We start from the raw sequence: 14,443 nt of genomic DNA, 5'->3' as shown, positions 1-14,443 counted from the left end.
CATCTTGGAAAGCGGGGGTAGTAATGCCCTCGCTTTTTTTATGGCCAACTCCAAAAAAAAGAGGCTGCCTTTTGAGACAGCCTCCACCTATCCGGAATCTCCGGATTAGTTATCCCTATTTACAAGCTTGAAGAAGTTCTCTTTATCACCTTCTTCATAGATCATTGCCAGTTCGTTTTCTTCAAAAATGTGGAAGAACTCACTCCAGCCTATTACCTCCAGGTCGCTATCTCCTTTACTGTACCCTTCGATAGCCAGTCGGACAAGCCCCTCCCCCATATCAGAGTCAGTTTGCTTTACCTTTACCGGCTTGGCATCATGTTCTTCAGCCCATTTCTTTATTTCGTTATGATCGGTCGTCTTTTTGGTTTCAGCCATGTATAAGAATATTTTCAGGTTAAAAAATTTAGGGTAATACCCTGATAGTCAAACCCGACTGACGCTTCTTTGTTTCCTGAATCAGTATACAGACGATATTTCCTCCAGTGTTTTACGTGCTATGGCCGGCACCTTAGCACCCTCCGCAGGATAGCCTACGGGGATAAGGAGAAACGGCCTTTCATTCTCCGGCCTGTTCAGTATTTTAGTCAGAAAGTTCATAGGGCTTGGCGTATGCGTTAACGAAACCAGACCTGCATGATGAATAGCGGCCAATAACATTCCCGCCGCCAGTCCTACCGATTCATTCACATAGTAATTATTTACTTTCTCCCCACCTTCACCTGGTTCATAAGCCTTTTTGCACACAATTATGAGCCAGGGGGCATGCTCCAGAAAAGGCTTATGCCAATCGGTTCCAAACTTCTCCAGGTCTTTGAGCCAGCGATCACTCATGCGTCCGTGGTAGTTTTCATACTCCTCCTTTTCGGCGGCATCCCTTATCTGCTTTTTCACCCCCGGGTCCTGCACCAGGCAAAAAGTCCAGGGCTGCTTATTGGCCCCGCTTGGAGCAGTAGATGCCGCCATCACGATGTTTTCCATCACCTCCCTCGGGACCGGCTTATCAGAAAAATCTCTTACCGTGCGGCGCTTATTGAGCCACTCATAAAATGACCTGCTGCGCTGTATCATTTCATCCGCAGAATACGTATCCTTTTCATAAGGAATGTAATTATTTTCAGAAGAAGAGTGTGTGTCGGACATGGCAAAAAGCTTTTGGTGTGACAGCATGAAATTTAAAGACTATAAGCTGCTTCTGAAAGAGACTGCACCCTAAAACCCTGAATTGACAGGCTGGCGATAAAAAACATTTTGTTTAATGATTTTTTATATAAATTAAACAACCTTTCATCCATCAACTGTGTTAAATCATCATGGCAGAAGATACAAAACCAAAGCAAACTCAGCGTAAAACACGAAAAAGACCGCAAATGACAGCTGACAATATAAAAGAAGCCTACATGGCCTACGTATTGGAGCATGGTTACGAGCCACCCTCAGTATTTGTGTTTGCTAAGGACCTCGGTTTAAAAGAGTCTGAGTTCTATAACTTTTACAACTCATTCACCGCCATAAAGAAAGATATCTGGCTTGGCTTCTTTTCAAACACAATGGAGAGACTGCACAGCGAAGAGGTATTCATGGAGTATAGTGTGCGCGAGAAGTTACTGGCCTTCTACTATACCTGGATAGAAGTGCTTAAGGAAAACAGAAGTTATGTGCTCCAGACCGTAAATGAAGTAAAGCGGCCTGAGCTCACTCCTTCATACCTCAAGCCATTCCGTGAGCACTTTGTCCATTTTGCCAATGAATTACTTAACGAAGGAAAAGAAACGGAAGAAGTTGTAGACAGGCCATTGATAGGTAACCGATACGATGACGGACTCTGGTTGCAGTTGCTTTTTGTGCTCAACTTCTGGGTCAAAGATGATAGTCAGGGATTTGAAAAAACGGATGCAGCTATAGAAAAAGCTGTCAATTTGTCCTTTGACCTAATGGGCAAATCACCCGTGGACAGCCTTGTGGATTTTGCCAAATTTATTTTTCAAAACCGGTAGAATCATTTCTGCCTAATTGAACGTACAGGATGAAAGAACAATCCAGAATACCGACCGGAAAGGTTCAGCGGGCCGCCAGGTTTGTGCGAACCGGAGCCAAAGTAGGCGGTAACTATTTAAAATATTATACTAAGAAGGCGTTTAACCCTGAACACGGTCGTGAAGAATTGGATTCTGATAATGCTGAAGACATCTACGACTCACTGAGTGAACTCAAAGGTAGCGCCCTAAAGGTAGCTCAGATGATGGCCATGGATAAAAACCTGCTGCCTGGTGCATATCAGCAGCGCTTTCAAATGGCTCAGTACAGTGCACCACCCCTTTCTTATCCACTAGTGGTTAAGACATTTCAAAAATACTTCGGCGACTCCCCTACCAAATTATTTGATACGTTTACCAAAAACGCGGTAAATGCTGCCTCTATGGGCCAGGTACATCAGGCCACCATGGATGGTAAAACGCTAGCCGTAAAAATTCAGTATCCGGGGGTGGGTGACAGTGTTAAGTCTGACCTAAAACTGGTAAGACCTTTTGCGTTAAGGTTGCTTAACATAAATGAAAAGGAACTTGACCGGTATATGGAGGAAGTAGAAGAGAAACTACTGGAAGAAACTGATTATGAGCTTGAACTTCGTCGTTCTATAGAGATCAGCGAAGCTTGCGGGCACATAGAAAGCCTCTTTTTCCCCAAATATTACCAGGACCTGAGCAGTGAGCGAGTGATTACCATGGACTGGCTGGAAGGTATGCACCTAAAAGAATTCTTACAAACTAACCCAAGTCAGGAGGTAAGAAACAGCATCGGCCAGGCACTTTGGGACTTCTATCATCATCAGATTCACAACTTGCGTAAGGTACATGCTGACCCTCACCCGGGCAATTTCCTGATGCGTGAGGATGGTACCCTGGGAATAATTGACTTCGGCTGTATCAAAGTAATCCCTGAATTCTTCTATGACCGCTATTTTGCCCTCATTAGTAAGGACATGCTGAGCGAAGGAGGAACCGATGATATCAATAAAATATTTGAAGAGCTGGAATTTCTTGTTCCCGAAGACACCCCGGAAGATAGGAAAATCTTTACTTCTATATTTAAAGAGATGATAGGCCTGCTAGGAAAGCCATTCCATTCGGATACATTTGACTTTAGCGACGATGCTTATTTTAAGCAGATCTTCGAGTTAGGTGAGCGCATCAGCAATATGCAAGAAGTTCGTAAGAACAAAAATGCCAGAGGATCACGCCACGGATTGTATATTAACCGCACCTACTTTGGCTTGTATAATATACTTAATGATCTGAAGGCAAACATTACCACTACCAAACCGGAGTGGTTAGAAGCGACACCTGCCTAAAAAAGTAGTTGAAGCAGGAAGATATTTATCCCTGATTTGCGAGATATTTTAGGGTATTAAGGTCAAAAAAAGCCGCACCCTTTACGGTGCGGCTTACTTATTTCTATTTTACTCCGGTCTTTATTCTTCAGAAAGCCAGCCCTCTACTTCCTCCAGGCTGGGATTTTTCACTTCCTTCAGTTTCATCTTTTTACGCATACCGCATACATCATTGTGAAGTTTTGAAGCTGCGCTGTTTTTAAGCTGCTCTATAGTAAGAATACCTAATTTCTGAAGGATAGGAATCAGCTCTTCGCGTACTCCCTGATCCAGGTAATCCTGCTCACTGGCATATTGTACCTTTTTTTCCGGCTTCATTTGTGGGAAAAAGAGCACATCCTGGATAGAATTGGAATTGGTCATGATCATAGACAGGCGATCGATGCCGATACCAAGTCCCGCAGTTGGGGGCATGCCGTATTCGAGCGACCGCAGAAAGTCCTCATCCAGCACCATGGCTTCATCATCACCACGCTTACCAAGTTCCAGTTGCTCTTCAAAACGTTTTCTCTGGTCAATAGGATCATTAAGTTCAGAGAATGCATTACAGATCTCTTTGCCATTACAAATCGCCTCAAAACGCTCCACAAGCCCTTCTTTATCCCGGTGGCGTTTTGCCAGCGGTGACATCTCCACAGGGTAATCTGTGATGAATGTAGGCTGTATCAGGTTACCCTCACACTTCTCCCCGAAGATTTCATCTATGAGCTTACCTTTCCCCATGCTTTCATCCACTTCCACATTTAGCTCTCCTGCTGTTTTACGCAGCTCAGCCTCATCCATTTCGGAGATGTCCACACCCGTAAAGTGTTCGATCGCTTCAAACATAGTATAGCGCTTCCATGGTCTCTGGAAGTTGATCGTGTGCTCTCCTACTTGTACCTGGGTTGTACCGTGCAGGTCCATGGCCACCTTTTCCACCATTTCTTCCACAAGATCCATCATCCAGTTGTAGTCTTTATAAGCTACATAAAGCTCTACCTGGGTAAATTCAGGATTGTGAAAGCGTGACATCCCCTCATTACGGAAGTCCTTCGCAAACTCAAAAACCCCGTCAAAGCCGCCTACAATCAGACGCTTCAGGTACAGTTCATTTGCTATACGCAGATACAAGGTCATATCCAGCGTATTATGATGGGTTTTAAACGGCCGGGCTGCTGCACCACCATAAAGTGGCTGAAGAATAGGGGTTTCTACCTCCAGATAACCATGTTCCGTAAGGAAGTGGCGGATACTGTTTACCAGCCTCGTACGCTTTATAAAAGTTTCCTTAACCTCGGGGTTAACAATTAGATCCACATACCGCTGGCGATAGCGCTGCTCAGGATCTGTAAAAGCATCATACGTTTTCTTATTACCAGCTTCATCTGTAGCCTCCTTTACGATAGGGAGAGGTTTAAGGCTTTTGCTTAGCACCTTAAAATCAGTTACATAAATAGACAGCTCGCCGGTTTGGGTAGTAAACACGTAGCCCTTAATACCTACGATATCTCCTATGTCCACGAGTTTTTTGAAGACCGTATTGTAAAGTGTCTTATCCTCATCAGGGCAAATATCATCCCGTCTCACATAAATCTGAATACGGCCTGAAGCATCCTGTATTTCAGCAAATGAGGCGCTCCCCATTATCCGGCGACTCATCAGACGACCTGCGATAGAGATGTCCTTATAGTCTGTCTTTCGTCTTTCGTAGTTTTCGTGGATATCACTGGTGGTCACATTCACTTCGAATGTCTCCGACGGATAAGGGTTATGACCGGCTTTTACCAGATCTTCCCTTTTTTCTCTCCGTAAAATTTCCTGCTCACTGAGTTGCATGTCTAACCTATCGTTTTTCGGCCGTAAAACTACTTATAAAAAATGTATTGATGAAACCTGACCACCGGACCTTGGTTTTCACGATGCCGAAAGTTAACCACTGACAGGAGGGGCATAAATTTTTCTCGTGTAATATTTTACCATAATCGTAATTTTATACACCCCCTCTATTTTTCACTATTTACAAAACACACATATCATTATTCACTATAAAGCAGCATTTTACAACATTTTACGATATGTTTTATATCATTTTTCTACTATTTTAAATGACTGAATTAATTTATGTACACATATTTCCCTGAAAAAATTACGTAATAAACTTCCTTTAGAGGTTACTTTTTTCTCTATCTTCGTATCAATTATAGGAATTAAGTACTACGACATTTTGTGATTTTAACATGAGATTGATCATGAAGAAAGCATTACTACTTTTTTGTGTGGCGATTTGCTTCATCTCTGCAGAAGCTTTGGCTCAGGCCTCTAAACCCTACAGGGACTGCTTTGGCGAAGAGGTTATTTACGCCAGACAGGGCCTTAACCAAACCGGAGGGCCTGTAGACCCGCTCAGGAGTGATCCGGACCTGGCACTGGGAGAGCCTTACCAGGATATCAATGGCAATTACTCCGACGCATTCGACTCATTTTTTTCATTAGGATTCGGTGGTGAAATAATCATCAGAACCTCCCCCATAGCTAATGAGGCTGGTTCTGACATTTATATAAATGAAGCCACTTTCCAAAGGAGCTGCGATGTACACCCTGAAAACATTCGGGTATATGCCAGCCAGGATAACATTAACTACATTTACCTGGGACAGGGATGCCAGGATTCAGAGTTTGACCTCACCGGGGTGGACGGCACACTTGCCTGGGCGCAATACTGGCGCATAGTGGATGTAAGCATCCCTGAAGAGTTTCCTGTAGAAAAGAATATTGATGGCTATGACATAGACGGACTAGTTTGTTTAAGCGCAGCTCCGGAGGCTGCCACCTATGCTATTCAGCCATTCGTTACCTGTGTCACAGATAACGGAAACGGAACTTTTACTGCTACGTTTGGCTACGAAAGTCCTAATAGCGTAGAGGTAAGCATTCCTGTAGGTGTTGACAATAGCCTATCCCCTGTCGGGCTCGTGGCTAGCTTACCGGAAACCTTCCAGCCTGGCCGACAGGATGGCGCTTTTACGGTAGATTTCCCAAGTGGGACAACAGCCACATGGACCGTGGGCGGACGCTCAGCGGTAGCTACTAGCACCTCAGCGGGCTGTTCTGCAAATGCCGCCACCGCATCTATTAGTGGTGAGTCTATACTTTGCCCTGGCAGCGGTGATGAGGGAACATTGACTGTAAACCTTACCGGCACGGCTCCCTGGGACCTGGTAATTGAGCGTGAAAGTGAAGGCACTATCACCCCCATAACCGTGGAGGATATAGCCACTTCCCCTTATACATTCACCACCACAGAGACTGGTGTATACACGCTGGTATCAGTAAGCAATACGAATGGCGAAGGTACCGTTAGCGGATTTGCTACTGTATCTCAGTACAATGAAGCCTCTGCCATGCTTACCGGCGGACAGGCAATTTACTGTGGAGCAGCCTCAGACTTTGAAGTGGTATTCAGCGGTACGCCTCCCTTTAGCTTTACCTATACAGACGGCAGCACAAATACCACCGTAAATAATATTGCGCAACAGATTTACAGCTTCTCAGTGACTGACCCCGGCACCTACTCGCTGGTTTCCATGCAGGATGCAAATTGCTCAGGTACAGTAAGTGGCGAAGCGAATGTACAGGTACTTACTCCCGAAGCTACTATTTCAGGCAGTCAGACCATCTTCTGTGATGAAAGCGCAACTATTAGCATTTCATTTACTGGTGTAAAGCCTTATAACTTTACCTATTCGGACGGAACAGATAATACTTCCATCAGCGGATTTGAGGAAGATATCTACACCTTTGACGTGACAGAAGGCGGCACTTATTCACTGGTAAGTTTTGATGCTGCAGGTTGCCAGGGTGATGTGTCAGGCACTGCAGAGATTAACACTACCAGCCCCTCCGCATCGATTTCTGCCAGCCAGGACCTTTGCGGTGGGGCACTGGGTAGCTTCACGGTATCTTTCGCCGGTCGGGCTCCCTACAGTTTTACTTACTCTGATGGTAACAGCCAAAGCACTATAAATAACATCAATGCATCTGATTTCAAGGTTGAAGGCCTGTCTGAAGGCACCTATACCCTGGTCAGCATGACTGATATCGGATGTCCCGGCACAGTATCCGGCAGTGTAACCCTGGAAGAGGTGCAGCCAGAAGTAACAATCACAGCACCGGAAACCATCTGTGAGGGTGAAACCATCACTCTTACAGCAGAAGCTAATCTGGCGGTCACTAATTATACCTGGGTTACCACAGGAGCCGGCTCACTATCTGCTGCCACGGGCAAGTCGGTAACTTACACTCCTGCCAGTAACGAAATCGGAACGGTTACTTTTGATGTAGAGGCCACCACCGATTGTGGTACGGCCATCAGCCAGGTAGCTTTGACAATCAATGAAACGCCTGACGCCACCTTTACCGCTTCAGGTGAAACAGTGCTTACAGATGAAGAAGTGGTATTCACTCCTGAGGAAGAGGACGCAGACAGCTACCAGTTCGATTATGGGGATGGTGGGTCAGGCAGCTCCAACACCCACACCTACACAGAGGCAGGTGTATATCAGGTGATGCTGATCGTTACAAAAGGTGATTGCCAGGTAAGTTCTACTATCGTTATCACGGTAGAGCCGTCCGAAGGTATACTATACGTACCTAACGCCTTTTCCCCCTCGGCTTCTGACATGGAGAACCAGGTGATAAAGGTATACGGTTCAGGCATCTCATCATCTGACTTTGCTTTTGAAATCTATAATCGCTGGGGTGACCTGCTTTGGCGTACGACAAGCTTCAGCGAAGCCAACAATACCGGTTGGGATGGCGTGGTGAGTGGTAGGTTACAGCCAAATGGCGTCTATACCTACGTGCTTCGCGGGCGCATGGACAGCGGTGAATCATTTGAGAAAACAGGTACCATCACTCTGGTACAATAAGCAGGAAACATCATGAAAAGATATACGATCAAAGGGTGGCTGTTGCTGATAGCCACTCTAATACCATACCTGTGTATCAATCACCATAGCCAGGCACAGGACGCTGTTTTTAGTCAGTACTACAATGCTTCACTATATCTGAATCCGGCCCTCGCTGGCTTTGACAGAAATACGAGCGTTCAGATGAATTACCGCTCACAGTGGAACCAGCTGAACTTTCCTTACACTACATCTCAAGTGTCGCTTATCATGCCCTACTATGCGGACAAGCACGCCAAGCCTTACGGCCATATCGGGGGTGTGGGCCTTTCAGTTTATAATGACCAGGCGGGTAATGGCAATAATTTCAGCACATTTGGTGCAAATTTATCCTTTGCCTACAATTTGCCCCTTGATACCAAACAGGAAAATCAGGTAAGCTTCGGCCTGCAGGCAGGTGTGATCAATAAATCGCTCGATACGGACGACCTTCAGTGGGGCAGCCAGTACGACCCATTTATTGGCTTTGGGGGTGGTAATGCCCCGGAAGTACTTACAGGGTATGAAAACAGAACTTTTCTGGACCTGGGGGCCGGCCTATTCTACAGTTATAGCCCGGAAGATGAAATGAAGGCCATCAGAGGCGTGAATTTCGGGGTTGGAGTTAACCACCTTAACCAGCCTAATGAGTCAGTTATTGCCGGCGAGGAACGCCAGCTACCTGTGCTGTCAAAAGTTCACGGCTCGGTAATTTTCGGATTGGGTGAACGCACAAATCTTTCAGCAAATGTACTGATAGCCAACCAGAATCGTGAGAGCCAGATTAACACGGGGGCTTACGTATCCTATAAGCTCATTACCGATGGGCAGCCCTCCATTGGATACCTCACTACCCGCTTCGGGGTTTGGCATCGACTGGAAGATTCCTTTATCTTTCTGACCGAATTCGAGACCCGCCAGCTCAAGGTCGGATTAAGCTACGATTGGAATAGCAGCTCTCTCCGGTATAATGAGCGCGGAATAGGCACATACGAAATCCACCTTGCTTTACGCTTCGGAAGCATTGCAGCTCCAAAAACAAGATATTGATCCATGAAAAAACTCTTTCGTTCGCTAACTATATTCATCGGAATGCTCTGTATGGCAACGGCTGGTTTCGCCCAAACCATCCAATGGGCCAGCGAAGTGATCGATGTTTCCTCAGAGTTTAAGCCCCCTGTTCACTTTCAGAAACTCAAAAGTAATGAGTATGCTGCCGAACAGATACTTGGTAAACCTAATGTATTGCCGGGGGGTGGTGACAATCCTAATGCCTGGGCACCGTCCGGTACTAAGGGCGCAGAATTCATCACAGTAGGTTTTGAAGAGCCGATGCGCATCCGGCAGGTAGCTATAGCAGAGTCTTATAACCCCTCTACTACATCGGCCATTTACCTGATCGATACTCAAGGACAGGAACACCTTCTTCGGGAATTCACACCAGAGCTTGTGCCTTTAAAAAGCCGTATCCTGGATGTATTCTTCGACCAGACAGAGTACGAGGTCAAGGCCGTGAAAGTCTTTTTTGACGGCTGGGCCGTGCCAGGCTATTTTGCCATAGACGCTATTGGTATATCGGACTCCGTCGACCCGATAAAGGCTACGATAAAGATGGCTGATAATATCAATGAAGACCTGGAAGCCGTAAAGCTTGGCCCTGAGATAAACTCACCGTTTAAAGAACTGAAACCTCTGCTGACCGAAGACGGTACACGGCTATACTTCAGCCGTAAAAATCACCCTGAAAACATAGGTGGCTCTGCTGATGACGAGGATATTTGGTTTAGCCGTAAAAACGAGGAAACCGGTGAGTGGATGCCTGCTGAAAATGCCGGTTCTCCACTGAATAATGAAGGACCAAACTTCATCAGTAGCATCACGCCTGACGGTAACACCATGATCTTCACCTTAGGCAATGCCTATTTGAAGAATGACCGTATGACAGCCGGGGTAAGCTACTCAGTGAAAACAGATAGTGGCTGGAGCGCTCCGCAGAGGCTTGCTATTAAGAACGAGGAAAACTTCGCTTCTACTGCCAATTACTTCATGTCCAGCGATCGCAATGTGTTGCTAATGTCTGTGCAGCGCGAGGATGGCCAGGGTAACAAAGACCTTTATGCCAGTTTTAAAGAGAGTGATGGCACCTATAGCGAGCCTAAGAACCTTGGCACCAGAGTGAATTCTGCCGCAAATGAAATCAGCCCTTACCTGGCCAAAGACGGACGTACGCTATATTTCTCCAGTAACGGCTTCAGCGGCTTTGGCGGACAGGACATTTATGTAACCAGACGCCTGGACGAAACATGGGAAAAATGGACAGAACCTGAAAACCTGGGTCCCGATATAAACTCGGAGGACGATGACCTTTTCTTTTTCCTTACCAATGAAAACAAAGGGTATTTTGTACGCGGTGCGGAGAGTGATGCCGACATCTATTACTTTGATCTGCCTCTCTACTTTGAGCCCAAGCCTATTCTTGCATTAACAGGTAAGGTACTGGACAAAAAGACTAACCTGCCTGTGGCAGGAGCCAGGGTACGTGTAGAGCGCCTGCCTGATGGTCAGAAAACCGGCGAAACAGTGTCGGGGCCGGAAGGTGATTATGAGATCCAGCTCCCTCCGGGTCAGAAGTACGGCTACTATGCAGAAGCAGAAGAATACTACCCCATCAGTGAGAACATAGACCTTACAGAAGCCACGAGCAGCACGGCTCTGCGTCAGGACCTGTACCTGGTGCCTGTGGAACCGGAAGTTCCTATAAGGCTGAGTAATATATTCTTCGATTTTAATAAGGCTGAACTGAAAGAGGAGTCTTTCCCTGAGCTTAATCGCCTGGTTACTTTAATGAAGGACAATCCCTCTATCAACATCCGCATAGAAGGGCACACAGATGCCATAGGTACAGAAGAGTACAATGAGCGACTGAGTCTTCGCCGGGCCAATGCCATCTTCCGGTACCTAACAGAAAATAATATCTCCTATCAGAGACTGGAAACTAAAGGCTACGGTGAAAGCAGACCCATAGCCACAAACGAGACAGATGCCGGCCGGGCAGAAAACCGGCGTGTAGAGTTTGTTATAAAAAAATAACAAACCACGGCTATCAAAGGTAGTAATGCCAATCTTAATTCCTGAACGAGAAGGGCGGTCCATTTTGGTCCGTCTTTCTTTTTTTATAGACAGCCTTTGTTGTGTAGATTTACGCAAAAACCCGGATACTATGTATAAAACATTTATAGCCGCAGCGGCCCTCTCCGGCGCTCTTGCGGTAGCAATTGGTGCATTTGGCGCACACGCCCTGGCACCCAAACTTGAGGCGGCAGGCCGCATGGACACCTTTGAAACAGCTGTCAAATACCAGTTCTATCATACGCTAGCATTGTTATTTATCGGCCTGATAGCCACTAAAACACCTCCCTCAGCACTACTATGGTCCGGATGGCTCATGATTGCCGGCATCATAATTTTTAGTGGATCTTTGTACATTCTTTGCCTCTCCGGTCAGCGCTGGCTGGGGGCTATTACACCAATTGGCGGCACAGCCTTTATCGCTGCCTGGGTGTTGCTCCTTGTGCATGCCCTGAAGCAGTCATAAAAAAAGCCCCGCTTTCCACAGGAGAGCGGGGCTTTTTGCTGAAATAACTTCTATCAGATAACTGATATGATGTCATTACCAAGTATGAAAGCCATAAGTGCCAACAACAGCACCATACCTACCTTCTGGGCATTCTCCAAAAACTTATCTGATGGTTTGCGTCCACTGATAATCTCGTAGCTCAGGAAGGCAACATGCCCTCCGTCCAAAGCAGGTATCGGTAGCAGGTTCATAAATGCCAGTACCATACTGATAAGGCCAACCAGCCCCCAGAATCGTGACCATATCCAGTCCTCGCCGAAAGACTGTGCAATTTTAATCGGGCCACTCATGCTTTTGCGTGGATCTATATCACCGGCAAACATTTTACCGAAAGCTTTTACCTGAAGGCCGATTTGGCTAAAGGCTAATTTTGTACCAATGGGAATTGACTCTCCTAAAGAAAAGTTGCGCGTACTCTGAAGTCCTTCACTTACCGGATAAAAGCCCAGGGTACCTGTTTCACTTACCTCCGACTGAAGAGTAATCACCTCATCATCCCTTTCTACCTTCAAACTGACTTCCTGCCCTGCATTATTTTGCAGAGCTGCCTGCAATTCGTCAAACAGCGCTACCTTTTCTCCATTAATCGCAATGATCTTATCATCTGGTTTCAATCCGGCTTCATCGGCAAATGAGCCACCTTCCACCCTGCCGATACGGAATGGCCACCGGTAGGTGATGAAACTTTTAGACTCAGAAAGCTGATCGAGAAAATCTGAAGGCACACCAATCTTGAGAGTATCATCACCCCGGACTACCGTATACTTCAGTTGCTCTTCAAAGAATATCTGCATATTGACCAGGTCGCTGAAGTTTTCATAGTCAGCCCCGTTAACAGCGATGATCTTGTCACCTGTCTCAAAGCCAAGTTGCTGCCCCAGGTCTTCTGCCTGAATACCGTACTTGTATATTTCCTCTTTGGGTACATCGGTTTCACCGTAATAATAGGTAATCCCGATAAAAACGAGCACACCCAGAATCACATTCATGATGATACCACCCAGCATAACGATAAGGCGCTGCCAGGCAGGCTTTGCCCGGAACTCGTAAGGCTCAGGTTCTTTACTCAGAGATTCAGTATCGAGTGATTCGTCTATCATCCCTGTGATTTTCACAAAACCACCCAGTGGAATGGCTCCCAGGGAATACTCTGTTTCACCCTTTTTAAATCCGAAGAGTTTGGGAGGGAAGCCTATGTAAAACTTTTCCACACGCATCCCGAATGCTTTAGCGGCAATCATATGGCCGAACTCGTGCAATCCGATAAGGATCACGAGTGCCAGCACCAATTGCGCTACCATTATTACTGTACCCATTTAATTAATTAGTTCTTTAGCTAAAATTCTGGTTTCTTTATCTGTCTCCACGTAATCTTCCAGACCAGGTTTTTCTATGTGGGATATTTTGGACAAGCAGGCACCTACTATGTCCGGCATATCCAGAAAACCTATTCTGTCCCGTAAAAATTCCTCTACGGCTATCTCGTTGGCCGCGTTTAGTACACATGGCTTATTACCACCCTGCTTCAACGCATCAAAAGCCAGACCAAGATTTTTGAATGTTTCCATGTCAGGCTTCTCAAATGTCAGGCTGGGATAGTCCGTAAAATCAAACCGGGGAAAATCAGTGGTATATCGCTCAGGATATGTCAGCGCAAACTGAATAGGCAGTTTCATATCCGGAAGTCCCATTTGGGCTTTTATACTACCATCAGTGAATTGCACCATCGAATGAATAATGGACTGCGGGTGCACCACCACATCAATCTGGGAGGTATCAAGGCCAAACAGCCATTTTGCTTCGATCACCTCAAGGCCTTTATTCATCAGGCTTGCTGAGTCAATCGTTATCTTCGCCCCCATATCCCAGTTCGGGTGCTTAAGGGCCTGCTCCTTTTTAACTGTTTGTAAAAATTCAGTATTTCTTCCCCTGAATGGCCCGCCGCTGGCAGTAAGGATAATCTTTTCGATAGGGTTATGAAACTCTCCTACGATGCATTGAAAAATAGCACTGTGCTCAGAATCAACAGGGTATATGTTCACCCCCTTTTCTTTGGCGCGCTCGGTTACCAGCTCACCAGCCACTACCAGTGTTTCCTTATTAGCAAGGGCTATATGTTTACCTGCATCAATGGCCCTGAGGGTGGGAATAAGGCCGGCATAGCCTACAAGTGCCGTAAGTACAATATCTATACTATCCATCTCCACCACACCGGCCAGAGCCTTGGTGCCGGCATACACCTGGATGTCCTGAGGGTCCAGTGCAGCAAATACTTTGTCGTAAAGGGACTCATTACCAATTACCACCGCCCGGGGTTTGAACTGTAGGGCCTGGCTTATCAGCAGGTCGGCATTGTTCTGAGCAGTAAGTACGATCACCTCAAAGCGGTCAGGGTGATTGGCGATAACTTCCAGCGCCTGGGTTCCGATACTTCCGGTAGATCCAAGGATAGCTACACCGCGACCGGCTTCATGTTGTTCCTTCATG

11 protein-coding genes are annotated in these 14,443 nt (G+C 46.2%); 6 read left to right on the top strand and 5 right to left on the bottom strand.

The window, feature by feature from the left end:
* Nucleotides 1-105 precede the first annotated feature (105 nt).
* Together AB9P05_RS15935 and AB9P05_RS15930 are read right to left on the bottom strand one after the other, a co-directional pair.
* A complete protein-coding gene (locus AB9P05_RS15935) occupies nucleotides 106-378 on the bottom strand; it encodes a hypothetical protein (protein ID WP_371909823.1) in 273 nt (90 codons plus the stop codon).
* Nucleotides 379-459: 81 nt separating this feature from the next.
* Nucleotides 460-1,143, bottom strand: coding sequence for a nitroreductase family protein (locus AB9P05_RS15930; protein ID WP_371909822.1), 684 nt, complete (start codon nucleotides 1,141-1,143; stop codon nucleotides 460-462).
* A gap of 227 nt (nucleotides 1,144-1,370) precedes the next feature.
* Here AB9P05_RS15930 and AB9P05_RS15925 point away from each other — a divergent pair, with 227 nt between their 5' ends.
* Nucleotides 1,371-1,997: a TetR family transcriptional regulator C-terminal domain-containing protein gene (locus AB9P05_RS15925; RefSeq protein ID WP_371909821.1), complete on the top strand. Its 627-nt coding sequence runs from the start codon at nucleotides 1,371-1,373 to the stop codon at nucleotides 1,995-1,997.
* Nucleotides 1,998-2,026: 29 nt separating this feature from the next.
* On the top strand, nucleotides 2,027-3,352 hold the full coding sequence (locus AB9P05_RS15920; RefSeq protein WP_371909820.1) for an ABC1 kinase family protein: 1,326 nt from the start codon (nucleotides 2,027-2,029) through the stop codon (nucleotides 3,350-3,352).
* Nucleotides 3,353-3,472: 120 nt separating this feature from the next.
* On the opposite strand, the gene lysS is transcribed toward AB9P05_RS15920, so the two are convergent.
* Complete coding sequence (lysS, locus tag AB9P05_RS15915) at nucleotides 3,473-5,209, bottom strand: lysine--tRNA ligase (protein WP_371909819.1); 1,737 nt, start codon at nucleotides 5,207-5,209, stop codon at nucleotides 3,473-3,475.
* Between the two features lie 413 nt (nucleotides 5,210-5,622).
* Here lysS and AB9P05_RS15910 point away from each other — a divergent pair, with 413 nt between their 5' ends.
* From AB9P05_RS15910 to AB9P05_RS15895, 4 genes are all read left to right on the top strand, one after another.
* Nucleotides 5,623-8,301: a PKD domain-containing protein gene (locus AB9P05_RS15910; protein ID WP_371909818.1), complete on the top strand. Its 2,679-nt coding sequence runs from the start codon at nucleotides 5,623-5,625 to the stop codon at nucleotides 8,299-8,301.
* Between the two features lie 12 nt (nucleotides 8,302-8,313).
* Entirely contained in the window at nucleotides 8,314-9,369 is a 1,056-nt protein-coding gene (locus tag AB9P05_RS15905; protein WP_371909817.1) for a PorP/SprF family type IX secretion system membrane protein, read from the top strand.
* 3 nt (nucleotides 9,370-9,372) lie between these two features.
* Complete coding sequence (locus AB9P05_RS15900; RefSeq protein WP_371909816.1) at nucleotides 9,373-11,409, top strand: OmpA family protein; 2,037 nt, start codon at nucleotides 9,373-9,375, stop codon at nucleotides 11,407-11,409.
* Between the two features lie 130 nt (nucleotides 11,410-11,539).
* Nucleotides 11,540-11,914, top strand: coding sequence for a DUF423 domain-containing protein (locus tag AB9P05_RS15895; protein ID WP_371909815.1), 375 nt, complete (start codon nucleotides 11,540-11,542; stop codon nucleotides 11,912-11,914).
* A 53-nt stretch (nucleotides 11,915-11,967) separates the two neighbouring features.
* Here AB9P05_RS15895 and rseP read toward each other — a convergent pair whose 3' ends face one another.
* On the bottom strand, nucleotides 11,968-13,272 hold the full coding sequence (rseP, locus tag AB9P05_RS15890; RefSeq protein ID WP_371909814.1) for an RIP metalloprotease RseP: 1,305 nt from the start codon (nucleotides 13,270-13,272) through the stop codon (nucleotides 11,968-11,970).
* Nucleotides 13,273-14,442, bottom strand: coding sequence for a 1-deoxy-D-xylulose-5-phosphate reductoisomerase (locus AB9P05_RS15885; RefSeq protein WP_371909813.1), 1,170 nt, complete (start codon nucleotides 14,440-14,442; stop codon nucleotides 13,273-13,275).
* Nucleotide 14,443: the final 1 nt, after the last annotated feature.

The sequence above is a fragment of the Roseivirga sp. BDSF3-8 genome, assembly GCF_041449215.1.
In the GTDB taxonomy this organism is placed as follows: Bacteria; Bacteroidota; Bacteroidia; order Cytophagales; family Cyclobacteriaceae; genus JBGNFV01.
This window is presented reverse-complemented; position numbering and strand designations above follow the sequence as displayed.